We start from the raw sequence: 23616 nt of genomic DNA, 5'->3' as shown, positions 1-23616 counted from the left end.
GGGTTAACAAGAACGCTCCGATCATCGCAGTCCCACCCGCACTGCGAAAGGTTCCCGCCGAACCGCCCGACACCCCCTTCGGGTGACATCCCGCGCAACTCCTGCCCGACCGCCCATGACAGCGCATAACGTGCGCCCCGCCACGGCGCACAGGGGGCGCGGGCATTCAGGGGAGGAACCGGCATGACGACGATCACGGTGACGACAGGGCCGACGGACGGCGACGGCGTCCGTCTCTTCGGCCCGCGCGGCCGCCACCGCAAGCCCCGCCCCCGCAAGGTGCTGCTCGCCGCGGGCGGCCTCGCCCTCGCCGCCGGAGCCCTGAGCCTCGTCCGGATGACCCCCGACACCTCGGGGGGCGGCTTCGGCATGGCGGAGGCGGACCCCCAGGCGGCCCCGGCCCCGGGCACGGACACCGACATGGACGAGAACATCGGCTCCGGCACGGACCGTGCGACGAACGCCGCCGCCACCGTGGGCTCCGTGCCGCAGGCGGGCCCGTCGTCGACGGCGGCGATGGGCGGGGTCTCCGCGACCCCCACACCGGGCGTCCTCCTGGCACCTGCGGGGTCCGCGACCGCCGTACCGCTGCCCCGCGCCGCGGCACCCACGACGATCCCGGAAGCGCCGAACACCCCGGCAGCGGCGGCCCCCACGGCGACCGCCGTACAGCGCCCCGCGGCGACGACCGCCGCCCCTCAACCGCAGCCGGCCCCCACCGCGGACAGGACCACGCCCCCACCGGCGCAGACGCCGACGGCTCAGCCCACCCACGCACCCCAGCCCGGACTGTGTGTGCCGATCGTCGGCCTGTGCGTGCAGCGCGGCTAGCGGTACCGGACCGCTACGGGGCCACGTCCCTGCGGGTGAGCAGCCAGGGCTCGACCACGCCGAGCCCGCGCACCGGCCGCTGCCACATCGGCTGGAGCGCGAAGCGGTAGGTCGGCGGCTCCTCGCCCTCCTTCTCGGCGGTGGCCGCGGCCTCGGCCGCCTCGGCCTCGGAGGCGGGCGCCTCACCGGTGCGGATCAGCTCCTCCGCGAAGGCGCTGTCGACGAGGACGGCGTCCCGGGGAGCTATCGAGGTGAGCCGGGAGGCGAGGTTCACCGTCGTACCGAAGACGTCGCCCATACGGGTGGTCACCGTGCCGAAGGCCATGCCGACGCGCACCTCGGGCATGGTCTCGTCGTTGGCCATGGTCTCGATGAGCCGCAGCGCGATCTCAGCGGCGACGGCCGCGTCGTCCGCGGCGTACAGCACCTCGTCGCCGAGGGTCTTGATGAGCCGCCCGCCGCGCGCGGCGACGAGGTCGGCGGCGGTGGTCTCGAAGGCCTCGACGAGCTCGCCGAGTTCCTCCTCCTCCATGCGACGGGTCAGGCGCGTGAACCCGACGAGGTCGGCGAAGCCGACGCACAGCCGCCGGTCGACCATCTCGTCGTCGTCGGCGGCCTGCACGACCCGGCCGGCCGAGGCGGAGAGCTGGCGGCGCCAGACGTAGACGAGGAACTCCTCCAGTTCGGGCAGGAGCAGCTCGATGATCGGGTAGGTCACCTCGGTGCGGGTCATGCCGGGTTCCGGGGGGTCGGTGAGGCCCTCCAGGAAGGAGTCGATCTGCCACTCGGCCAGCCGGGCGGTGGTCTGCCCGGTGGACCGCGCCACCTGTACGGCCATGGCCTCGCTCAGCAGTCCCGCCTCGACGAGACCGGCGAGGCGGCGCAGCGCGAGGACGTCCGCCTCGGTGAACGCCTTGGCCTGGCCGACGTCGGCGAAGCCCATCGCCCGCCAGAAGCGGGTGGCGAGCTCCATGGAGACGCCGGCGGTGCGGGCCGCCTGAAAGGGGGTGTAGCGCCGCTCGGCGCCGAGGATGAGCTGTTCGAGACGCACGGCGAGCGGATGCGGGGGCACGTCCGCGCCGGAGCCCGTGTCGTCTGCGGTCACGCCTGCTGCCCTTCCGATCTGTCACGGTCAGGTATCGACCGGCCTCAACCATACGGCAGGTGTGCGCCAGCTCACGTCCTCACTCCGTGGGTGGAGCGGAGAGTTCTTCAGGCCGGTCGCAAGTGGACGATGTCGCCCGCTCCCACCGGTTCCTGTACGCCTTCCTGCGTCGCGATCACCAGGCGGCCGTCGCCGTCCACCGCGACCGCCTCGCCGACCAGCGAGCGATCTCCCGGCAGCTCCGCCCGCACCGTCCTGCCCAGCGTCGCGCACCCCGCCGCGTACGTCTCCTGCAGACCGCTCACCGTCGGGTCGCCCGCCGCCGCGCGCCAGCGGTCGTACCACTCCTCCAGGGACCGCAGTACGGCCCGCAGCAGGGGGTCCCGGTCGGTGCTCACCGCCCCGGCCAGCGCCAGCGATCCCGCACCCGGCACCGGCAGCTCGTCCTCGCGGAGGCTGACGTTGATGCCGACGCCGACGACGACGCCGTTCTCGCCGGCGCGCTCGGCGAGGATTCCGCCGGCCTTGCGTTCCTTGCCGCCCACGGTCACCAGCAGGTCGTTGGGCCACTTCAGGGCGGTGTCGACGCCGGCGGACCGGGACAGGCCCGTGGCCACCGCGACCCCGGTGAGCAGCGGCAGCCAGCCCCAGCGGGACACCGGTACGTCGGCCGGGTTCAGCAGGACGGAGAAGAAGAGGCCCGAGCGGGGCGGCGCGGTCCACTGCCTGTCCAGGCGGCCCCGCCCCGCCGTCTGCTCCTCGGCGACGAGGACCGTGCCCTCGGCGGCCTTGCCCGCGCGGGCGCGGGCGACCAGGTCGGAGTTGGTGGAGCCGGTGTCCGTGACCACCTCGATCCCGGACCACAGCCCGCCCTCCCGCACCAGCCCGCGGCGCAGGGCGGCGGCGTTGAGGGGCGGCCGGTCGAGATCCGACCAGCGGCTGTCGTCTCCTGAAACATCTCGCGGCGTCATGCAAGCCACCCTAGGTGTGTGAAACGCCGCACTGCTGATTCGTAGGGGCGCCACTACTCTACGGATGAGTAACCGTCCCCCCTTTTGAGCAGGCAGGGAGCCACGTCCCGATGTCCGAGCCGGAAGAGCGTCACGAGACCCAGCAGTCCACGGGGATCGACATCCACACCACCGCGGGCAAGCTCGCGGACCTCCAGCGCCGTATTGATGAAGCGACGCACGCCGGCTCCGCACGCGCCGTCGAAAAGCAGCACGCCAAGGGCAAGTTGACGGCCCGTGAGCGCATCGAGCTCCTGCTCGACGAGGGGTCCTTCGCCGAGCTGGACGAGTTCGCCCGGCACCGCTCCACCAACTTCGGCCTGGAGGACAACCGCCCCTACGGGGACGGCGTGGTGACCGGTTACGGCACCGTGGACGGGCGTCCGGTGGCCGTGTTCTCCCAGGACTTCACCGTCTTCGGCGGCGCGCTGGGCGAGGTCTACGGCCAGAAGATCGTCAAGGTGATGGACTTCGCGCTGAAGACCGGCTGCCCGGTCATCGGCATCAACGACTCCGGCGGCGCCCGTATCCAGGAGGGGGTCGCCTCCCTCGGGGCGTACGGCGAGATCTTCCGGCGCAACACCCACGCGAGCGGTGTCATCCCGCAGATCTCCCTCGTCGTCGGCCCGTGCGCGGGCGGGGCCGTGTACTCCCCGGCCATCACCGACTTCACCGTCATGGTCGACCAGACCTCGCACATGTTCATCACGGGCCCTGACGTCATCAAGACGGTCACCGGCGAGGACGTCGGGTTCGAGGAGCTGGGCGGCGCCCGCACCCACAACTCGGTGTCCGGTGTGGCGCACCACATGGCCGGGGACGAGAAGGACGCCATCGAGTACGTCAAGCAGCTGCTGTCGTACCTGCCGTCCAACAACCTCTCCGAGGCGCCGGCCTTCCCGGAGGAGGCAGACCTCGCCCTCACCGACGAGGACCGTGAGCTGGACACGCTCGTCCCGGACAGCGCGAACCAGCCGTACGACATGCACACGGTGATCGAACACATCCTGGACGACGCCGAGTTCTTCGAGACGCAGGCGCTGTTCGCCCCGAACATCCTCACCGGCTTCGGCCGGGTCGAGGGCGCCCCGGTGGGGATCGTCGCCAACCAGCCGATGCAGTTCGCCGGCTGTCTCGACATCAAGGCCTCCGAGAAGGCGGCCCGCTTCGTGCGCACCTGTGACGCCTTCAACATCCCGGTCATCACCTTCGTGGACGTGCCGGGCTTCCTCCCCGGCGTCGGCCAGGAGCACGACGGCATCATCCGCCGCGGCGCGAAGCTCATCTACGCCTATGCGGAAGCCACCGTGCCCCTCATCACGGTGATCACCCGCAAGGCCTTCGGCGGCGCCTACGACGTCATGGGCTCCAAGCACCTCGGCGCAGACCTCAACCTCGCCTGGCCCACCGCCCAGATCGCCGTCATGGGCGCCCAGGGCGCGGTCAACATCCTGCACCGCCGCACGATCGCGGAGGCCGACGCGAACGGCGACCTGGAGGCGACCCGGGCGCGCCTCATCCGGGAGTACGAGGACGCCCTCCTCAACCCCTACATCGCGGCCGAGCGCGGCTACGTCGACTCCGTGATCATGCCGTCGGACACCCGACGTCACGTGGTCAGGGGGCTGCGTCAGCTGCGTACCAAGCGCGAGTCGCTGCCGCCCAAGAAGCACGGCAACATCCCCCTCTAGCCCTGCCGGGAGCCGTCATGAACATCAAGGTCGTACGGGGAAACCCCACCCCCGAGGAGCTGGCCGCCGCCCTGGCGGTGGTCCGGGCCCGCGCCGCGGCGGCGACGGACACGCCGTCGGGCGCGGAGGAGACCAGGGCCGCATGGTCGGACCCGTCCCGTATCGCGGGGCGCCGCCTGCCCCAGCCGGGGCCCACGGCATGGACGCGCACGTACTGGCCGTCCTAGAGGACGGCTGACAGCGCTTCGGCCATCACCTCGTATCCGAGATCGTTCGGGTGCAGGTGATCGCCGAAGTCGTACGACGGGTGCAGCCGGTCCGGGTCTGCCGGACCGGCCAGCTCCCGCGCGAGATCCACCACCGCGTCGTACTCGCCGGAGCAGCGCACCCATTCGTCGACCTCGTGCGCGACCTTCGCCGCGTGTTCACCCCAGTGGTCGGAACCGCCGAACGGCAGCAGGGTGCACCCGATCACCCGCAGCCCCCGAGCCTGCCGTATCAACTCCCGGTGCCCGCGGATGAGTTCGGCTGCCTCGACCACCGGTGCCGGCTTGTACGTCGGCTGTTCGTCGGTCTCACTGAACCCGATGTCGTTGAGCCCCAGCAGCACGACGACCGTGTCCACCCCGGCAAGCCCGAGCACATCCCGCCGGAACCGCCGCACCCCCTTCTCCCCGTACCACGCGGAGTCGTTGAGCAGCAGGTTCCCGCCGATACCGGCGTTGAGCACGGGCCGCCCGCTGAGCCTGGCCAGCGCGTCCGACCATCGCCGGTCCGCCCCCGGAGTCGAGCCGAAGCCGTCGGTGACGGAGTCCCCGAACAGCGCTATCCCGTCCGTACGGCCGGAGTCCGTCTCCACGGCGGTCAGGAAGTACCAGGACTCGCTCACCGCGTCGAACCCCTCGCCGCTCACGTCGCCGAGCAGTTCGCCCTCTCCGCGGTAGCCGGTGGTGAAGGCCTGTGCGTGAAAGGTCGCGGGCCCGGTCGCCGCGTCGAAGTACAGCGTGACCGTCACCGACTCCCCCGCGGACACGGCGAGTTCGACCGCGTCGCTGACGAGTTCACCCTGTGCGGGGATCTCGGCGGCGAGCGGGAGCCCGCGCAGTGAACCGGGCTCGACGCCCGCCCCCGACGCGGTACGGCCGACCGTGGCGCCCGCGAGACGGACCGGCGAGGTGCCGTACGCGTGGGAGAGGCGGATCCGCAGTCGGCTGCCCCCGGACGACAGCCGGACGACCTGGCGCACCGACTGGCGCCAGAAGCCCTCCCGGGACCAGTTGGGGGTGAAGCCTTCGCTGGGCAGCTGGGGCGAGGCGGTCCAAGCAGTGGTGAACACGGCATGTGCTCCTCCCGTCGACATTTAATGAAACCACAGTACCGTTTAGAGGAGTTGAGTACGCGTACTCAGGCGCCCTCCACACAATCGCCGCAAGCTGGAACCCATGCTGTGGTCCGACCCCGAGAACGAACCGCCGAAGGAACTTCGCGACATGGAAGTCATGCTTCGGCGCTTGAGCATCTTCATGGCGGTGGCCATGGTGATCGCCATGATTGTGATCGGGCTGCGCTGACCGGACTACGCTGACCGCATGACCGATCAGCCGCGCCGCCGACTCGTGCTCGCCTCCCAGTCCCCCGCCCGGCTGGGCCTGCTGCGCCAGGCCGGCCTCACCCCCGAGGTCATCGTCAGCGGGGTCGACGAGGAAGCCGTCAGCGCCCCCACCCCCGCCGAACTGGCCCTCGCCCTCGCCGAGGCCAAGGCCTCCGTCGTGGCCGCGAGGCCCGACGTCAGGGGTGCACTGGTGATCGGCTGCGACTCGGTGCTCGACCTGGACGGCGAGGCACTGGGCAAACCGGCCGACACCGAGGAGGCGACGGCCCGTTGGAAGGCCATGCGCGGGCGCGCGGGCACACTCCAGACCGGCCACTGCGTCCACGACACCGAGAGCGGCCGGTACGCCTCCGCGGTCGCCTCCACGGTCGTCCGCTTCGGCGAGCCGACCGACGCGGAGATCGCCGCGTACGTCGCCTCCGGCGAACCCCTCTACGTCGCGGGGGCGTTCACCCTGGACGGCCGCTCGGCCCCGTTCATCGAGGGCATCGACGGCGACCACGGCAACGTGATCGGCCTCAGCCTGCCGCTGCTGCGCCGACTGCTGGCCGAACTGGGCGTCGGCATCACGGAGTTGTGGGCGCCGGCGGAGGTGTGAGCGGCGAGCCCTCGTCGCCCCGGCCGTCGCCCCCCGGGGCCATGTTCTCGGGGTCCTCGGGTTCCGCGGCGGCGGGCCGGTCCTGGGCGTCGTAGGTCATCAGCAGCAGCACGATGAGTGCGAGCACGACCATCATGAACAGGAACTGCGGCCGGCCCATCAGGCCCCAGGCGAACGCACCGAGCAGGCCGTGCACCACGGCCATGCTGATCAGCAGGATGCGTCCGAGGCCGGCCGGGCGGCGGTCGCGCACCGCCACGAGCAGCGCGACCACACCGCACAGCGCGAAGAAGAGGCCGAAGACGACCCCGCCGATCTTCGAGGACAGCGACATCGCGTCGGGGTCCAGGCCCGCGAGGGACATGTTCTGGTTGTCGACGACGACGCCCAGGAACCAGTTCAGCGCGGCGATGCCGAATGCCTCCGCGAAGAGGACGACCGCCACGATCCACGCCACCGGCCTGCGTATCACCGGTCCCCACCCACTCTCGAGCCGTGCTCTTGCTACCTGAAGTACGTTCGATACAGCCTGAACGCTACTAACGGGTAAACCGCGGGACAAGGGTTCGGCGGTGGGCAAAGAATCATTGGGCCATTCGTAGGGACTCCACAAAAAAACGGAGTGGTCCGCAGCACGCTCTCACAGAGACCTTGGCCACAGCGGAGGGCTAGGGTTTCCGGGAGGAGCCCTGCCTACCGAGGTGCGACAAGGGATTTCGCGGTCGAGCGAGCCTCGTATCACGCTCCGTGTGGGCAAGCTCACCACAGGGGACGGGTCGAAGAGCCGTGTCGGCAGTCCCTAAACTCGGCTTGTTTCAAGGAGGGAGCCTCAATCGTGCGCAAGGTGCTCATCGCCAACCGTGGCGAAATCGCTGTCCGCGTTGCCCGGGCCTGCCGGGATGCCGGTATCGCGAGCGTGGCCGTGTACGCCGACCCGGACCGGGACGCTCTGCATGTCCGCGCCGCGGATGAGGCGTTCGCCCTGGGCGGTGACACCCCGGCCACCAGCTATCTGGACATCGACAAGGTCCTGGGCGCCGCGCGTGAGGCGGACGCTGACGCCGTCCACCCCGGATACGGCTTCCTGTCCGAGAACGCCGAGTTCGCACAGGCAGTCCTGGACGCGGGCCTGATCTGGATCGGCCCGCCCCCGCAGGCCATCCGCGACCTCGGCGACAAGGTCGCCGCCCGGCACATCGCCCAGCGTGCCGGTGCCCCCCTGGTCGCCGGCACCCCCGACCCGGTCTCCGGGGCGGACGAGGTCGTCGCCTTCGCCGAGGAACACGGCCTGCCGATCGCCATCAAGGCCGCCTTCGGCGGTGGCGGACGCGGCCTGAAGGTCGCCCGCACCCTCGAAGAGGTCCCCGAGCTGTACGACTCCGCCGTGCGCGAGGCCGTCGCCGCGTTCGGGCGCGGTGAGTGCTTCGTCGAGCGCTACCTCGACAAGCCCCGCCACGTGGAGACCCAGTGCCTGGCCGACTCCCACGGCAACGTGGTCGTCGTCTCCACCCGCGACTGCTCCCTGCAGCGCCGCCACCAGAAACTGGTCGAAGAGGCCCCCGCTCCCTTCCTCTCCGACGCCCAGGTCGACGAGCTGTACGCGTCCTCCAAGGCCATCCTCAAGGAGGCCGGCTACGTCGGCGCCGGCACGGTGGAGTTCCTCGTCGGCACCGACGGCACGATCTCCTTCCTGGAGGTCAACACCCGCCTCCAGGTCGAACACCCGGTCACCGAAGAGGTCGCCGGCATCGACCTGGTGCGCGAGATGTTCCGCATCGCCGACGGCGAAGCCCTCGGCTACGGCGACCCCGAACTGCGCGGCCACTCCTTCGAGTTCCGCATCAACGGCGAGGACCCCGGCCGCGGCTTCCTGCCCGCCCCCGGCACCGTCACCCGCTTCGAAGGACCCTCCGGCCCCGGCGTGCGCCTGGACGCCGGCGTCGAGTCCGGCAGCGTCATCGGCCCCGCCTGGGACTCCCTGCTCGCCAAACTCGTCGTCACCGGCGCCACCCGCGAGCAGGCCCTGCAGCGCGCCGCCCGCGCCCTGGCCGAATTCCAGGTCGAGGGCATGGCCACCGCCATCCCCTTCCACCGCAAGGTCGTCACCGACCCCGCGTTCGCCCCCGAACTCACCGGCAGCGCGGACCCCTTCACGGTCCACACCCGCTGGATCGAAACCGAGTTCGTCAACGACATCCCCGCGTTCGCCGCCCCCACCGGCACCGACGAGGCCGACGAGGACACCGACCGCGAGACCATCGTCGTCGAGGTCGGCGGCAAGCGCCTGGAGGTCTCCCTCCCGGTCTCGCTGGGCATGTCCCTGGCCCGCACCGGCCTCGCCGCCGGCGCCAAACCCAAGCGCCGCGCCGCCAAGAAGTCCGGCCCCGCCGCCTCCGGCGACACCCTCGCCTCCCCCATGCAGGGCACCATCGTCAAGATCGCCGTCGAGGAAGGTCAGGACGTCAAGGAAGGCGACCTGATCGTCGTCCTCGAAGCGATGAAAATGGAACAGCCCCTCAACGCGCACAAGTCCGGCACCATCAAGGGCCTGTCCGCCGAAGTCGGTTCGTCCATCACCTCGGGCGCCCCGATCTGCGAGATCAAGGACTGAGCCTCAACGGCCTTTTCCTGTACGGCATTGCGAGGCGCCCGGTGGACTGGAGCAGTCAGTCCACCGGGCGCCTCGTTTCCCCGTCCCCGTGACAGTGGATTTCAGGGTGCCGCGGATCAGGCCGGTGCCATGACGGGACACCGACGCCACAGCGAAAGCGCGCGGCAGTCGCCGGTCACTGTCGACCCGTCAGAACCGTCCGACCAGTCAGTGGCGTACGGCTCACCGCCGGCGCAGGTCCGCCACCCGTGCCCGCTCCGCGCCCGGAGGCTGCTCACCGTGGACGGTGGCTGTGCGGAGGGTCGGGCCGCCCGCGACCTGGCCGCGGCGGGGCCCCGGCAGGGGCATGTCCCGGCGCTGTTGCCGACGCGCCGGGACCTGATCACCCCCCGGCGCTCCCGACGCGCCGGCCACGGCGATCTGCACCCCCTGGTCGGCGAGCGCCTGGAGTTCCGTGCCGGCCCGGTCGTCATGGGCCGGGGGCTCGTCCGTGACAAGGCGGGTGATCACGTCCGTCGGCACGGTCTGGAACATCGTGTCCGTACCGAGCTTGGTGTGGTCGGCGAGGACCACGACCTCCGCGGCGGCCTGCACCAGCGCCCGGTCCACGGATGCCGACAGCATGTTGGACGTGGACAGCCCGCGCTCGGCGGTGAGCCCGCTCCCGGAGATGAAGGCCCGGGAGACCCTGAGCCCTTGGAGCGACTGTTCCGCCCCGGAGCCCACCAGGGCGTAGTTGGTACCGCGCAGGGTGCCGCCGGTCATCACCACTTCCACCCGGTTGGCATGGGCGAGCGCCTGAGCCACCAGCAGGGAGTTGGTCACGACGGTCAGTCCGGGGACCCGGGCGAGCCGGCGTGCCAGTTCCTGTGTGGTCGTACCCGCTCCCACCACGATCGCCTCGCCTTCTTCGACGAGGCTCGCGGCGAGATCGGCGATGGCCGTCTTCTCGGCGGTCGCGAGATGTGATTTCTGCGGAAAGCCGGACTCTCGCGTGAACCCGCCCGGCAATACCGCACCGCCATGTCGGCGGTCGAGGAGTCCTTCTGCCTCCAGTGCGCGCACGTCCCGCCGTACGGTCACTTCTGAGGTCTGGACGACGCGGGCGAGCTCACGGAGCGATACAGCCCCGTTGGCTCGCACCATTTCGAGGATCAATTGGCGACGTTCTGCAGCGAACACGAAACTGACAGTAACGCCAACGACCGTCTGCTTTCAGCTGTTTGCGCCGAATAGCAGAAGATGTTCGCACCGCAGGACCGAAAGTGGTATAGGGCCTAATCTCCCCGCCTATGCCGCGCGAATGGTCGGCAACTCCCTGTGACCAGGCAGGAATCGCTTTCGGCCGTCAGACTTTGCCGGTGTCCTTGCGCGTGTGCAACTGCCGTGCCACCTCGGCGATCGACCCCGAAAGGGAGGGGTAAACGGTGAAGGCGTTCGCGATCTGTTCGACCGTCAGATTGTTGTCGACCGCGATCGAGATGGGATGGATCAGTTCCGAGGCGCGAGGCGCCACGACGACACCGCCGACGATGATTCCCGTACCCGGGCGGCAGAAGATCTTGACGAAGCCGTCGCGGATGCCCTGCATCTTCGCGCGCGGGTTGCGCAGCAGGGGCAGTTTCACGACCCGGGCATCGATCTTCCCGCCGTCGACGTCGGCCTGCGAATAGCCGACGGTGGCGATCTCCGGGTCGGTGAAGACGTTCGACGAGACGGTCTTCAGGTTCAGCGGGGCCACCGCGTCGCCGAGGAAGTGGTACATGGCGATACGCCCCTGCATGGCGGCGACGGAGGCGAGCGCGAACACCCCGGTGACGTCACCGGCGGCGTACACACCCGGAGCCGTGGTCCTGGAGACCTTGTCGGTCCAGATGTGCCCGGACTCGCGCACCCTGACCCCGGCCTCCTCCAGGCCCATCCCCTCACTGTTGGGAATGGCACCGACGGCCATCAGGCAGTGCGACCCGGTGATGACCCGCCCGTCCGCGAGGGTGACCTCGACCCGGTCGCCGACGCGCTTGGCGGATTCGGCGCGGGAGCGCGCCATGACGTTCATGCCACGGCGCCGGAAGACCTCCTCCAGCACCGCCGCCGCATCCGGGTCCTCACCCGGCAGCACCCGGTCCCGCGAGGAGACCAGCGTCACCTTGGACCCGAGCGCCTGGTAGGCGCCGGCGAACTCGGCGCCGGTCACACCGGACCCGACCACGATGAGCTCGTCCGGCAGCTCGGTGAGGTCGTAGACCTGGGTCCAGTTGAGGATGCGCTCCCCGTCGGGCTGGGCGTCGGGCAGCTCACGCGGGTGTCCGCCCGTGGCGATGAGCACGGCATCCGCGACGAGGGTCTCCTCGCTGCCGTCGACGGCCCGCACGACGACCTTGCGCGAACCGTCGAGGGACTGCATGCCCTCCAGACGGCCACGGCCGCGCAGCACCCGGGCACCGGCACGTGTCACGGAGGCGGTGATGTCGTGCGACTGGGCGAGGGCGAGCCGCTTCACACGCCGGTTGACCTTGCCCAGGTCGACCCCGACCACGCGGGCGGCCTGCTCCAGCGGTGGGGTGTCGTCGGCGACGATGATCCCCAGCTCCTCGTACGACGAGTCGAAGGTCGTCATGACCTCGGCCGTCGCGATGAGGGTCTTCGACGGCACGCAGTCGGTCAGCACCGACGCTCCGCCCAGACCGTCGCAGTCGACGACGGTCACCTCCGCGCCGAGCTGGGCCGCCACCAGGGCCGCCTCGTATCCGCCGGGTCCGCCACCGATGATCACGATCCGAGTCACGTACTCCATTGTCCCGTACGACCGGGGGTGCTACGTCCTGGGGGCCTTCCCGAGATGCCACCGTTACGGGAGAGACGCACGGGAAGGCTGCCGTACCCTCGACGCATGTCGCTCTACGCCGCCTACGCCGGCAACCTCGACGCGCGGCTGATGACCCGCCGTGCCCCGCACTCGCCGATGCGCGCCACGGGGTGGCTGAACGGGTGGCGGCTGACCTTCGGGGGCGAGCACATGGGCTGGGAGGGCGCCCTCGCAACGATCGTCGAGGACCCGCTGTCCCAGGTGTTCGTCGCGCTCTACGAGATCGCCCCGCCCGACGAGGACTCCATGGACCGCTGGGAGGGCGTCAGCCTCGACATCTACCGCCGTACACGCGTCCGCGTCCACACCCTGGAGGGTGAGGAGCAGGCCTGGACGTACGTCCTGAACGGCTACGAGGGCGGTCTGCCCTCCGCGCGCTACCTGGGCGAGGTCGCCGACGCCGCGGAATCGGCGGGCGCACCGCACGACTACGTGATGGAACTGCGCAAGCGCCCCTGCTGAAAGGCGCCGCGGTCCCGCCCCCGGTTGGAAACGACAAGGCAACGATCACCGTCCCGTCCGCTCTGCCATCTACGCGCGTAGGCATCTACCGGCTACCCTCAGGCGCGTGAACGCATCTCTTCTTCCGGACGACATCCAGGGCGACCCCCACACCGCCGCGGACGCCGCCGCCACGCGCCTGCGCGAACTGACGGGCGCCGAGACCCACGACGTCGCCCTCGTGATGGGCTCCGGCTGGGCCCCCGCGGTGGACGCGCTCGGTGCACCCGACGCCGAGTTCCCGGTCACCGACCTGCCCGGTTTCCCGCCGCCGGCGGTGGAGGGACACGGCGGCACGATCCGCTCGTACAAGATGGGCGACAAGCGCGCCCTGGTCTTCCTGGGCCGTACGCACTACTACGAGGGCCGCGGTGTCGCCGCCGTCGCGCACGGCGTCCGCACCGCCGTCGCCGCCGGCTGCAAGACGGTGGTCCTCACCAACGGCTGCGGCGGCCTCCGCGAGGGCATGCGGCCCGGCCAGCCGGTCCTGATCAGCGACCACATCAACCTCACGGCGACGTCCCCCATCATCGGCGCGAACTTCGTCGACCTCACGGACCTCTACTCCCCCCGCCTGCGCGCCCTGTGCAAGGAGATCGACGCGAGCCTGGAGGAGGGCGTCTACGCCCAGTTCCCCGGCCCGCACTACGAGACCCCGGCCGAGATCCGCATGGCCCGCGTGATCGGCGCGGACCTGGTGGGCATGTCGACGGTCCTGGAGGCGATCGCCGCGCGTGAGGCGGGTGCGGAGGTACTGGGCATCTCCCTGGTCACCAACCTCGCGGCGGGCATGACGGGCGAGCCGCTGAACCACGAGGAGGTCCTCCAGGCAGGCCGTGACTCGGCAACCCGGATGGGTTCCCTGCTGGCCCAGGTCCTGGACCGCCTCTGAAGGTACGGCGCCGGCCGGCCGCGGCCCGGTGGGGGCTGATCGCGCAGTTCCCCGCGCCCCTAAAAGCCCGACGCACCCGCAGCCGCCGACGGCGCGAAGGGGACGGGGTGGGGGGTGTCCGCCCGCAGCGGCCGGCGTCCGAAACCGAGCACTGCTCAAGGAACCGAGCCGCCGGACCGAGGACGGACACCCCCCACCCCGGCCCCGACCCACAACGACGCCGCAGGCGATACAGGGGCGCGGGGAACTGCGCAAAACGCCCGCCCCCACCGAACCCGCACCATAGAACCCGCCCAACCGCCGGAGGCAACCGTGCACGACGATCTCATCGCCCGGGCCAGGACCTGGCTCGCCGAGGACCCCGACCCGGACACCCGCGACGAGCTCGCCAAGCTCCTCGACGCCGGTGACGTCACCGAGCTCACCGCACGCTTCAGCGGCACCCTCCAGTTCGGCACCGCCGGCCTGCGCGGCGAACTCGGCGCCGGCCCCCAGCGCATGAACCGCGCGGTCGTCATCCGGGCCGCCGCCGGCCTCGCGGCGTACCTCAGGAAGCACGGCAGCGAGGACGGCCTGGTCGTCATCGGCTACGACGCCCGCCACAAGTCCGCCGACTTCGCGAGGGACACGGCGGCCGTGATGACCGGCGCGGGCCTGAGGGCGGCGGTCCTCCCCCGTCCCCTCCCCACCCCCGTGCTGGCGTTCGCCATAAGGCACCTGGGCGCGGTCGCCGGCGTGGAGGTGACCGCGAGCCACAACCCGCCCCGCGACAACGGCTACAAGGTGTACCTCGGCGACGGCTCCCAGATCGTCCCGCCCGCCGACGCGGAGATCGCCGCCGAGATCGACGCGATCGCGAGCCTGCACGACGTCCCCCGCCCGGAGACCGGCTGGCAGACCCTCGACGACGCCGTCCTGGACGCCTACCTGGCCCGCACGGACGCCGTCCTCGCCGCGGACTCCCCGCGCACCGCCCGCACCGTCTACACCGCGATGCACGGCGTCGGCAAGGAGACCCTCCTCGCGGCGTTCGCCCGCGCCGGCTTCCCCGCCCCGGAGCTCGTCGCCGAACAGGCCGACCCCGACCCCGACTTCCCGACCGTCGCCTTCCCCAACCCGGAAGAGCCCGGCGCGATGGACCTGGCCTTCGCGAAGGCCCGCGAGACGGCCCCCGACCTGATCATCGCGAACGACCCGGACGCGGACCGCTGCGCGGTGGCCGTGAGGGCCGACGGCGACTGGCGCATGCTCCGCGGCGACGAGGTCGGCACCCTGCTCGCCGCTCACCTCGTGAGGCGCGGAGCCCAGGGCACGTTCGCCGAGTCGATCGTCTCCTCCTCCCTCCTCGGCCGGATCGCCGAGAAGGCAGGACTCCCCTACGAGGAGACCCTCACGGGCTTCAAGTGGATCGCCCGCGTGGAGGGCCTGCGCTACGGCTACGAGGAGGCCCTCGGCTACTGCGTGGACCCACAGGGCGTGCGCGACAAGGACGGCATCACCGCGGCCCTTCTCATCACGGAGCTGGCCTCCGAGCTCAAGGAACAGGACCGCACGCTCCTGGACCTCCTCGACGACATCGCCGTGGAGCACGGGCTGCACGCCACCGACCAGCTCTCGGTCCGCGTGGAGGACCTGTCGGTCATCGCCACGGCGATGGAGCGACTCCGCGAGCACCCGCCGACGGAACTCGCCGGCCTGCCCGTCACCCGGGCGGAGGACCTCACCCGGGGCACGGACCGGCTCCCGCCCACCGACGGCCTGCGCTACACCCTCACCGGCGCCCGGGTCATCGTCCGCCCGAGCGGCACCGAGCCGAAGCTGAAGTGCTACCTGGAGGTGGTGATCCCGGTGGCCACCCACGCGGAGCTCCCGACGGCCCGCACCGAGGCGGCCGACCTCCTGACCTCCATCAAGCAGGACCTGTCGGCGGCGGCCGGCATCTGAGCCGAGGGGCGGCCCCCGTCCGGGCCGCCCCTCGGCTGTTCAGCCCCTCGCCTTCCGCGCCACGGTCAGATGCCGGTTGATGGCGGCTGGACTTCGTCTCCGCGTTGGCCCATGTACGGGCCCGGAGCACCCCATCGGGTGATTTAGAGATGGCTGTTGACCCCGGCTCCACGGCCTGCCCCGGCGCCCGGGCAACGGTGGACGGGAAGCCGTCCCCGAGCCAGTCCTGGAGCCCGTCACCGTGTCCTCGACCGCCCTCCGGCCGACCCCGCACCGGGCGGCCACCGCCCCTGACGCACCCCGCCGCCGCGTCCCGGCCCTCGCGTGGGCCCTGCTCGCCTACGTCGGCGTACGCGCCCTGGGCCTGGTGGTCCTCGCCCTGTGGGCCCACCGCGGGCACCACGGCGTCTGGCCGATCCTGGCGGCCCAGTGGGACGCCGACTACTACCTGGGCATCGCCGACCACGGCTACGCCCATGCTCTCGGCGGCATGGACGGCGGCAACAACCTCGTCTTCTTCCCGCTGTACCCGGTCCTGGTCAAGGCCGTCGCCGCCGTCACCCCCGGCAGCCGCGCCACCACCGGGCTGTGTCTCGCCGTCGCCGCCTCGCTGGTCGCCGCCTGGGGTGTTTTCGCGGTCGGCGACCGGCTGCACGGCCGCCGCGCCGGCATCCTGCTGACCGTCCTGTGGGCCGCGCTCCCGGTCGGACTCGTGCAGTGGATGGGCTACACCGAGTCCCTGTTCACGGCGTTGGCGGCCTGGGCGCTGTACGCGCTGCTCGCCGACCGCCCGCTCACCGCGGCCTGTCTCGCGGTCCTGGCCGGTCTGACCCGCCCGACGGGCATCGCGGTGGCCGCCGCGGTCACGGTGACGTGCCTGCTCACCCCGCGCCGGCCGCGCGCGCTCGTGGCCGCCGTCCTGGCCCCGCTCGGCTGGTGCGCGTACGTCGGCTGGGTGGGGCTGCGTCTGGGCCGCTGGGACGGTTACTTCGCCGTGCAGCGGACGTGGCGCAACGAGGTGGACGGCGGCGTGGAGACGCTGCGGCAGTTCAGGAGCCTGCTCGTGTACGACTCGGCACCCGAGCTGTTCCTGGTCCTGGTGACGGTCACCCTCATGGTGTCGGTGGGCCTCTTCGCCCTGTCGGTCCGGGACCGGCAGCCCTTGGCGTTGCTGGTGTTCACGGCCGTCACGCTGCTGATCGTGCTGGGCAGCGGCGGCGTCTACTTCCCCCGGGCCCGCTATCTCCTCCCGGCCTTCCCGCTCCTGCTCCCCCTCGCCGTACGCCTGCTGCGGATCCCGCGCCGTCACCGCACGCTCGTCCTGGCGGCGGCGGTGCTGGGTTCGGCGTACTGGGGCGGGTACATGGCGCTGGTCTGGACGGGCCCGCCGTGAGGACAGGCGGGTCCGGAGAAAACTGACGGCCCCGAAGCCGCCCGACGACAGCGGCACTCCCTACGAGGTCACCCGACAGCCACCAGGATCGCCAGGAGCAGCGCCCCGGCCACCGCGGGCCCCGCGATCTCGTACGCCCACCGCACGGTCACCTCCCCCTGGGAGGTCTTGGCCTTGCCCCGCGCCTCCAGCATCGCGCGCAGCTCGTCCATGATCTGGTCGGTCTCGGCCCGGGCGGGGCCCTCCGGTACCGGGGTCCGGCCGCCGAGGGCGTCGGCCTCCATGCCCCCGCCGAACAGCCCGAGGCCCCTGCTCGGACCGCGCCCCGAGGACTGCCGGGCCGTCTGCCGCGCCGCCTTCTTGCGGCCGCGCAGGGAAACCGGGATCGACCACAGCTGGTACTTGGTGCCGGACGTGGCGAGGACCTCGTTGGAGAACCCGGAGCGGAACATCTCGACCTCGCCCCAGGGCACGACGATCACGCGGAAGGGGTTGCGGATGCGCAGGCGGTCGTGGTTCGCGAAGACGGCCGGGCGCAGGGTGAAGGCGACAACCAGCGGTACGACGAGGATCAGGGCGGCGAGGGCCAGCCAGGGGGAGCGGCCGTCACCGGAGAGAACCGCGTCGACGCCGAGCCAGCCGATGATGACGAGAAGGAGAAAGCCGCCGATCAGCGCCAAGGGTGAGCGGTAGATGCGGTCCCTGGATTCCGGGGGTGCGGTCGTCATGTTCGCGATACTAGGCGCCGCTCGGGACGGTGTTCGCGTGCGGGTGCCCCCGCGCCGCCGGCCGGGTGCGGTCCGTTGTGCCCCGATGAATCCATTTCTCCGGGCTATACAGCCGCTACGCGCGTAGATATGCTCGGCTGGTGACCATGCCCACCACTGCATCAGCCGTACATCCGCTCACGGACGTGACCGCGTCCGACAGCACGCTGCGCCGGTTCCTTCACGGGCTGCCCGGCGTGGACGCGGTCGGACTGGAGGCGCGTGCCGCCTCGCTCGGTACGCGTTCCATCAAGACGACCGCGAAGGCGTACGCCATCGACCTCGCCATCTCGATGGTCGACCTGACGACGCTGGAAGGCGCGGACACCCCGGGCAAGGTCCGGGCGCTCGGCGCCAAGGCGGTCCGCCCCGACCCGACCGACCGCACGGCCCCGGCGACGGCGGCCGTCTGCGTCTATCCCGACATGGTGGCCGTCGCGAAGGAGGCCGTCGCCGGTTCCGGCGTCAAGATCGCCTCCGTGGCCACCGCCTTCCCGGCCGGCCGTGCCGCCCTGGACGTGAAGCTCGCCGACGTGCGCGACGCCGTGTCCGCCGGTGCCGACGAGGTCGACATGGTCATCGACCGCGGGGCGTTCCTCTCGGGCCGGTATCTGAAGGTGTACGAGGAGATCGTCGCCGTCCGCGAGGTCTGCGGGACGGCCGCCCGGCTCAAGGTCATCTTCGAGACCGGCGAGCTGTCGACGTACGACAACATCCGCCGCGCGAGCTGGCTCGGCATGCTGGCGGGCGCGGACTTCATCAAGACGTCCACCGGCAAGGTCGCGGTCAACGCCACTCCCCCCAACACCCTCCTCATGCTGGAGGCGGTGCGCGACTTCCGCGCCCAGACCGGGGTGCAGGTGGGTGTGAAGCCGGCCGGCGGCATCCGTACGACCAAGGACGCGGTCAAGTTCCTCGTGCTGGTCAACGAGACCGTCGGCGAGGACTGGCTGGACAACCACTGGTTCCGCTTCGGCGCCTCCTCGCTCCTGAACGACCTGCTGATGCAGCGTCAGAAGCTGGCCACCGGCCGCTACTCCGGCCCCGACTACGTGACGGTGGACTGATCACCATGGCTTCCGTTTTTGAGTACGCCCCGGCGCCCGAGTCCCGCTCGGTCGTCGACATCGCCCCCTCCTACGGCCTGTTCATCGACGGCGAGTTCGTGGAGGCGGCCGAAGGCAAGGTCTTCAAGACCGTCTCGCCGTCCACCGAGGAGGTCCTGTCCGAGATCGCCCAGGCGGGCGAGGCGGACGTCGACCGCGCGGTGGCGGCCGCCCGCAGGGCCTTCGAGAAGTGGTCGGCGCTGCCGGGCTCCGAGCGCGCCAAGTACCTGTTCCGCATCGCCCGGATCATCCAGGAACGCAGCCGCGAGCTGGCCGTCCTGGAGACCCTGGACAACGGCAAGCCCATCAAGGAGACCCGCGACACCGACCTGCCCCTGGTCGCCGCGCACTTCTTCTACTACGCGGGCTGGGCCGACAAGCTGGAGCACGCCGGATTCGGCGCAAGCCCGAAGCCCCTCGGCGTCGCCGGCCAGGTCATCCCCTGGAACTTCCCGCTCCTGATGCTGGCGTGGAAGATCGCCCCGGCCCTCGCCACCGGCAACACGGTGGTGCTGAAGCCCGCGGAGACCACTCCCCTGTCCGCGCTCTTCTTCGCGGACATCTGCCGCCAGGCCGGCCTGCCCAAGGGCGTCGTCAACATCCTTCCGGGCTACGGCGACACTGGGGCCGCGCTCGTCGCGCACCCGGACGTCAACAAGGTGGCCTTCACCGGCTCCACGGGCGTCGGCAAGGAGATCGCGCGGACCGTCGCGGGCACCCGTAAGAAGCTCACCCTGGAACTGGGCGGCAAGGGCGCCAACATCGTCTTCGACGACGCCCCGATCGACCAGGCGGTGGAGGGGATCGTCACCGGCATCTTCTTCAACCAGGGCCAGGTCTGCTGCGCGGGCTCCCGCCTCCTCGTCCAGGAGTCGATCCAGGACGAGCTGCTGGACTCCCTCAAGCGCCGCCTGTCCACCCTTCGCCTGGGCGACCCGCTCGACAAGAACACCGACATCGGCGCGATCAACTCCGCCGAGCAGCTCGCGCGGATCACCTCGCTCGTCGAGAAGGGCACGGCCGAGGGCGCCGAACCCTGGTCGCCGGAGTGTGAACTCCCGTCCTCCGGCTACTGGTTCGCCCCGACGCTCTTCACCAACGTCACCCAGGCGCACACCATCGCCAGGGACGAGATCTTCGGCCCGGTCCTGTCCGTGCTGACCTTCCGCACCCCGGACGAGGCCGTCGCCAAGGCCAACAACACCCAGTACGGCCTCTCGGCGGGCATCTGGACGGAGAAGGGTTCGCGGATCCTGGCGGTGGCGAACAAACTCCGGGCCGGGGTCGTCTGGTCCAACACGTTCAACAAGTTCGACCCGACGTCGCCGTTCGGCGGCTACAAGGAGTCGGGCTTCGGCCGCGAGGGCGGCCGCCACGGCCTGGAGGCGTACCTCGATGTCTGAGAAGAACGAGAAGACCGAGCCGCGTCTGTCGGTCTTCAAGACCTACAAGCTGTACGTCGGGGGCAAGTTCCCGCGTTCCGAGAGCGGCCGGGTGTACGAGGTGACCGACGCAAAGGGCAAGTGGCTGGCGAACGCACCGCAGTCCTCCCGCAAGGACGCCCGTGACGCGGTCGTGGCCGCGCGCAAGGCGGTCGGCGGCTGGTCCGGCGCGACGGCGTACAACCGCGGCCAGGTCCTGTACCGCGTCGCGGAGATGCTGGAGGGCCGCAGGGCGCAGTTCGTCCAGGAGGTGGCCGACGCCGAGGGCCTGTCGAAGGCCAGGGCGGCCGAGCAGGTCGAGGCGGCCGTCGACCGCTGGGTCTGGTACGCGGGCTGGACCGACAAGATCGCCCAGGTGGTGGGCGGCGGCAACCCGGTCGCGGGCCCGTACTTCAACCTGTCCTCCCCGGAGCCGACCGGCGTGGTGGCCGTACTGGCCCCGCAGGAGTCGTCGTTCCTGGGCCTGGTCTCGGTACTGGCCCCGGTGATCGCGACGGGCAACACGGCGATCGTCGTGGCCTCCGAGAGGTCCCCCCTCCCCGCCCTCTCGCTGGGCGAGGTCCTGGCCACCTCGGACGTCCCCGGAGGCGTGGTCAACGTCCTCTCGGGCCGTACGGCGGAGATCGCGCCCACCCTGGCGTCCCACCAGGACGTCAACGCGATCGACCTGGCGGGCGCGGACGAGATCCTGGCCAAGGAGCTGGAGATCGCGGCGGCGGACAACCTGAAGCGCGTCCTGCGTCCACAGCCTGTGGACAACTGGACGGCGACTCCGGGCACCGACCGTCTGACGGCCTTCCTGGAGACGAAGACGGTCTGGCACCCGACGGGTTCGCTGGGCGCGTCGGGCTCGGCGTACTGAGCAGGCCGAAGGCCGCTCGGAGAGGCGCGGGGAACTGCGCGACCAGCCACGGCGCACCCGCCGTCGGCGCCGGTCGGCAGTTCCCCGCCGCTCTCCGCCCACGTCACCCGTTCCCGAGAAGCCCCGCGACCTGCCCCACCACCGGCATCGAACCGATCGACTGCGCCTGAGCGACCGGACCGGTCAGCGCCTGCGTGGCCAGCGGCTGGAAGTCGGCGAGCTGCGTGCCGGCGCCGTTGTCCAGCGGGTCGACTCCCGTCCCCGCCAGCGGGTTGGGCTTGAGACCGGCGACCGGACCGGTCACGTAGCCGACCGTGCCGGTGAGGGACTGCAGCCCGGCCTGGGGGTCGACGTTGCCCAGCGAGGTCGGCCGGGTGTGCACCAGGTCGAGGGCAGGTTCCGCGGCGGAGGCCGCTCCCGCACCGGCGCCGAGCGCCACTCCCGCGGTCGCGAGGGCGACCAGTGCGCGCCGGGCGGTCGGAGTCTCATGTCGGGCCATCGTTTCTGCCACCTTCTCCATACGAGGGGTAATCAGGACGACACGAAGGGTAGTTGAGGTGTGACGCGCGCTTCAAAGCCGACCCGCGGGGTCGATGAACAGCAGGTGAATGCCCCAGACTGGTGACCCGTGAGTCCCCAACCACCCATACCGACCCGAGTCGTGCTGCTCTGCGGCCCCTCCGGCTCCGGCAAGTCCCTCCTCTCGGCCCGGTCCGGTCTTCCGGTCCTCAGGCTCGACGACTTCTACAAGGAGGGCGACGACCCGACGCTGCCGCAGGTAGCGGGGAGCTCCGACATCGACTGGGACCACCCCGGATCGTGGGACGCGGACACCGCGGTGACGGCCATCGTGGAGCTGTGCCGCACGGGCCGTACGAAGATCCCGGTCTACGACATCTCGCTCAGCGCCCGCACCGGCGAGGAGGCGGTCGACATGGGCCGGACCCCGCTGTTCATCGCGGAGGGCATCTTCGCCGCCGAGATCGTCACCCGCTGCCAGGAACTCGGTGTGCTGGCCGACGCGCTGTGCCTGAGCCGGGGTCCGGTGCGCACCTTCCGCCGCCGCTTCCTGCGGGATCTGCGTGAGGGCCGCAAGTCGGTGTCGTTCCTGCTGCGCCGCGGCTGGCGGCTGATGCGTCTGGAGCGCTCGATCATCGCCCGCCAGACCGCGCTGGGCGCCCACCGCTGCGACAAGGACGAGGCGCTGGGCCGCCTCGCCGCCGCGGGAGCGGGCCGCCGTCCGGCGGCGACTCCGGCGCACTGAACACCGACGGCGCCTTCGGCACCGTAGGACACAGAGAAGCAGGACTGGACGGACCCCCCGGTCCTCCAGCCCCGCTTCTTGGTGCTTCCCCCGTGATGGCGCTCCCCCGCGCCACCGTTCCCCGTTGTCCCCGTCCCGGGTACCGGCCCCCCAGCCAGTACCCGGGTCCCCCGTTCCCCCGGTTCCTTGCTTCCCCCACCCTCAGGCGACGAGCTCCCCGAAGGCGTTCTCCTCGTCACGGCCGAAGCTGAGGACCTCGTCCTCGCGCAGCCGGCGGAGTGACCGCCAGATGCTGGACTTCACCGTGCCGACACTGATGTCGAGGATCTCCGCGATCTCCGGGTCGGTGCGGCCCTCGTAGTAACGAAGGACCAGCATCGTGCGCTGGAGTTCGGGGAGCCGGGCGAGCGCCTGCCACAGGACCGCGCGCAGTTCGGTGCCGCGCATCGCGTCCGTGTCGCCGGGCGTCTCCGGCAGTTCCTCGGTCGGGTACTCGTTCAGCTTGCGGCGGCGCCACGCGCTGATGTGCAGGTTGGTCATGGTGCGGCGGAGGTAGCCCCCGACCGCGGCCTTGTCACTGATCCGCTCCCACGCCCGGTACGTCGAGAACAGCGCGCTCTGCAGCAGGTCCTCGGCCTCGAAGCGGTCACCGGTCAGGTGGTACGCGGTGGCGTACAGGGAGGCGCGGCGCTCCTGGACGTAGGCGGTGAACTCCGCCTCCGACAGCGAATGCCGCTCCCCCGTGTCCTCCCTGTACGACGATCCCCCGTGCGCTTCCCCCGTACCGCTGTCAACCACCGACATGTACCCGGTGTGCTGACGCCCAGCGCCGCGAGCGCACCCCCGCCCGCCCACGGCACCGGACTTCTCGGAACCCCGGCCCCCGTTCACGTCGTGGAGACGCGTGATCACTGCGCTAGTGCTGGTGCTGTGCAGCGTGTTCATCTCGCGCCCCCCGTCGTGGACTTCCGGTGTTCGGCTTGCTCAGGTTCCGGTCCGCCGCTGGTGTTCCGCGGTGCTTCCTTGCCTGTGCCGAGAACTCTGCCGCCGCCACTTCATCGCTGTGTCCGCCGACTGTCACAGACCTGTCACAGGGGCCCGTCTCAGGAATTGCACAG

The 23616-nt window shown here is 71.1% G+C and carries 23 protein-coding genes; 14 read left to right on the top strand and 9 right to left on the bottom strand.

The window, feature by feature from the left end; translation table 11 throughout:
- Positions 1 to 183: 183 nt before the first annotated feature.
- Complete coding sequence (locus OHT57_RS31730; RefSeq protein WP_328750109.1) at positions 184 to 831, top strand: hypothetical protein; 648 nt, start codon at positions 184 to 186, stop codon at positions 829 to 831.
- A 13-nt stretch (positions 832 to 844) separates the two neighbouring features.
- On the opposite strand, the gene OHT57_RS31725 is transcribed toward OHT57_RS31730, so the two are convergent.
- Entirely contained in the window at positions 845 to 1936 is a 1092-nt protein-coding gene (locus tag OHT57_RS31725; RefSeq protein ID WP_328750107.1) for an adenylate/guanylate cyclase domain-containing protein, read from the bottom strand.
- A gap of 107 nt (positions 1937 to 2043) precedes the next feature.
- Positions 2044 to 2907: a biotin--[acetyl-CoA-carboxylase] ligase gene (locus OHT57_RS31720; RefSeq protein WP_328750105.1), complete on the bottom strand. Its 864-nt coding sequence runs from the start codon at positions 2905 to 2907 to the stop codon at positions 2044 to 2046.
- A 110-nt stretch (positions 2908 to 3017) separates the two neighbouring features.
- Here OHT57_RS31720 and OHT57_RS31715 point away from each other — a divergent pair, with 110 nt between their 5' ends.
- Together OHT57_RS31715 and OHT57_RS31710 are read left to right on the top strand one after the other, a co-directional pair.
- Complete coding sequence (locus tag OHT57_RS31715) at positions 3018 to 4637, top strand: acyl-CoA carboxylase subunit beta (RefSeq protein WP_328750103.1); 1620 nt, start codon at positions 3018 to 3020, stop codon at positions 4635 to 4637.
- 17 nt (positions 4638 to 4654) lie between these two features.
- The gene (locus OHT57_RS31710) at positions 4655 to 4864 is read left to right on the top strand and encodes an acyl-CoA carboxylase subunit epsilon (protein WP_328750101.1); all 210 of its coding nucleotides are present in this window, start codon (positions 4655 to 4657) and stop codon (positions 4862 to 4864) included.
- On the opposite strand, the gene OHT57_RS31705 is transcribed toward OHT57_RS31710, so the two are convergent.
- Positions 4861 to 5973 carry an SGNH/GDSL hydrolase family protein gene (locus OHT57_RS31705; protein ID WP_328750099.1) on the bottom strand — a complete coding sequence of 371 codons (1113 nt, stop codon included), beginning with the start codon at positions 5971 to 5973 and terminating at the stop codon, positions 4861 to 4863. The genes OHT57_RS31710 and OHT57_RS31705 overlap by 4 nt on opposite strands.
- Before the next feature lie 106 nt (positions 5974 to 6079).
- Between OHT57_RS31705 and mmpB the strand changes: the two genes are divergently transcribed.
- Together mmpB and OHT57_RS31695 are read left to right on the top strand one after the other, a co-directional pair.
- Entirely contained in the window at positions 6080 to 6208 is a 129-nt protein-coding gene (gene mmpB, locus OHT57_RS31700) for a morphogenic membrane protein MmpB (protein ID WP_328750096.1), read from the top strand.
- Between the two features lie 18 nt (positions 6209 to 6226).
- A complete protein-coding gene (locus tag OHT57_RS31695) occupies positions 6227 to 6847 on the top strand; it encodes a Maf family protein (RefSeq protein WP_328750094.1) in 621 nt (206 codons plus the stop codon).
- On the opposite strand, the gene OHT57_RS31690 is transcribed toward OHT57_RS31695, so the two are convergent.
- Positions 6816 to 7319 carry a hypothetical protein gene (locus tag OHT57_RS31690; protein WP_328750092.1) on the bottom strand — a complete coding sequence of 168 codons (504 nt, stop codon included), beginning with the start codon at positions 7317 to 7319 and terminating at the stop codon, positions 6816 to 6818. The genes OHT57_RS31695 and OHT57_RS31690 overlap by 32 nt on opposite strands.
- A 363-nt stretch (positions 7320 to 7682) precedes the next feature.
- Between OHT57_RS31690 and OHT57_RS31685 the strand changes: the two genes are divergently transcribed.
- Positions 7683 to 9458 carry an acetyl/propionyl/methylcrotonyl-CoA carboxylase subunit alpha gene (locus OHT57_RS31685; RefSeq protein WP_328750090.1) on the top strand — a complete coding sequence of 592 codons (1776 nt, stop codon included), beginning with the start codon at positions 7683 to 7685 and terminating at the stop codon, positions 9456 to 9458.
- 222 nt (positions 9459 to 9680) lie between these two features.
- Here OHT57_RS31685 and OHT57_RS31680 read toward each other — a convergent pair whose 3' ends face one another.
- Both OHT57_RS31680 and OHT57_RS31675 read right to left on the bottom strand, forming a co-directional pair.
- Positions 9681 to 10640, bottom strand: coding sequence for a DeoR/GlpR family DNA-binding transcription regulator (locus OHT57_RS31680; RefSeq protein ID WP_328750088.1), 960 nt, complete (start codon positions 10638 to 10640; stop codon positions 9681 to 9683).
- A 166-nt stretch (positions 10641 to 10806) separates the two neighbouring features.
- On the bottom strand, positions 10807 to 12255 hold the full coding sequence (locus OHT57_RS31675; RefSeq protein ID WP_328750086.1) for an NAD(P)H-quinone dehydrogenase: 1449 nt from the start codon (positions 12253 to 12255) through the stop codon (positions 10807 to 10809).
- Between the two features lie 96 nt (positions 12256 to 12351).
- Between OHT57_RS31675 and OHT57_RS31670 the strand changes: the two genes are divergently transcribed.
- From OHT57_RS31670 to OHT57_RS31655, 4 genes are all read left to right on the top strand, one after another.
- On the top strand, positions 12352 to 12789 hold the full coding sequence (locus tag OHT57_RS31670) for a gamma-glutamylcyclotransferase (RefSeq protein ID WP_328750084.1): 438 nt from the start codon (positions 12352 to 12354) through the stop codon (positions 12787 to 12789).
- 106 nt (positions 12790 to 12895) lie between these two features.
- Positions 12896 to 13720, top strand: a complete 825-nt coding sequence (locus OHT57_RS31665) for a purine-nucleoside phosphorylase (protein WP_328750082.1) — start codon at positions 12896 to 12898, stop codon at positions 13718 to 13720.
- Between the two features lie 312 nt (positions 13721 to 14032).
- Complete coding sequence (locus OHT57_RS31660; RefSeq protein ID WP_328750080.1) at positions 14033 to 15664, top strand: phospho-sugar mutase; 1632 nt, start codon at positions 14033 to 14035, stop codon at positions 15662 to 15664.
- Between the two features lie 241 nt (positions 15665 to 15905).
- The gene (locus OHT57_RS31655) at positions 15906 to 17057 is read left to right on the top strand and encodes a hypothetical protein (protein WP_328750078.1); all 1152 of its coding nucleotides are present in this window, start codon (positions 15906 to 15908) and stop codon (positions 17055 to 17057) included.
- A 68-nt stretch (positions 17058 to 17125) separates the two neighbouring features.
- Here OHT57_RS31655 and OHT57_RS31650 read toward each other — a convergent pair whose 3' ends face one another.
- A complete protein-coding gene (locus OHT57_RS31650) occupies positions 17126 to 17785 on the bottom strand; it encodes a PH domain-containing protein (protein ID WP_328750076.1) in 660 nt (219 codons plus the stop codon).
- A gap of 146 nt (positions 17786 to 17931) precedes the next feature.
- On the opposite strand from OHT57_RS31650, the gene deoC reads away from it, so the two are divergent.
- From deoC to OHT57_RS31635, 3 genes are read left to right on the top strand one after another with little or no spacing between them, the layout of a single operon-like run.
- The gene (gene deoC / locus OHT57_RS31645; protein WP_328753382.1) at positions 17932 to 18891 is read left to right on the top strand and encodes a deoxyribose-phosphate aldolase; all 960 of its coding nucleotides are present in this window, start codon (positions 17932 to 17934) and stop codon (positions 18889 to 18891) included.
- A gap of 5 nt (positions 18892 to 18896) precedes the next feature.
- Positions 18897 to 20333 (top strand): aldehyde dehydrogenase family protein, encoded by a 1437-nt coding sequence (locus tag OHT57_RS31640; protein WP_328750074.1) that lies wholly within the window; start codon positions 18897 to 18899, stop codon positions 20331 to 20333.
- Positions 20326 to 21234: an aldehyde dehydrogenase family protein gene (locus OHT57_RS31635; RefSeq protein ID WP_328750072.1), complete on the top strand. Its 909-nt coding sequence runs from the start codon at positions 20326 to 20328 to the stop codon at positions 21232 to 21234. The genes OHT57_RS31640 and OHT57_RS31635 overlap by 8 nt, the downstream gene beginning before the upstream one ends.
- Before the next feature lie 103 nt (positions 21235 to 21337).
- On the opposite strand, the gene OHT57_RS31630 is transcribed toward OHT57_RS31635, so the two are convergent.
- Positions 21338 to 21733, bottom strand: coding sequence for a hypothetical protein (locus OHT57_RS31630; RefSeq protein WP_328750070.1), 396 nt, complete (start codon positions 21731 to 21733; stop codon positions 21338 to 21340).
- Between the two features lie 162 nt (positions 21734 to 21895).
- Here OHT57_RS31630 and OHT57_RS31625 point away from each other — a divergent pair, with 162 nt between their 5' ends.
- Complete coding sequence (locus tag OHT57_RS31625; protein ID WP_328753381.1) at positions 21896 to 22498, top strand: uridine kinase; 603 nt, start codon at positions 21896 to 21898, stop codon at positions 22496 to 22498.
- Positions 22499 to 22699: 201 nt separating this feature from the next.
- Here the strand turns inward: OHT57_RS31625 and OHT57_RS31620 are convergent, their stop codons facing one another.
- Entirely contained in the window at positions 22700 to 23443 is a 744-nt protein-coding gene (locus OHT57_RS31620; protein ID WP_328750068.1) for a SigE family RNA polymerase sigma factor, read from the bottom strand.
- Positions 23444 to 23616: the final 173 nt, after the last annotated feature.

The organism is Streptomyces sp. NBC_00285 (assembly GCF_036174265.1).
Lineage (GTDB): Bacteria > Actinomycetota > Actinomycetes > Streptomycetales > Streptomycetaceae > Streptomyces.
This window is presented reverse-complemented; position numbering and strand designations above follow the sequence as displayed.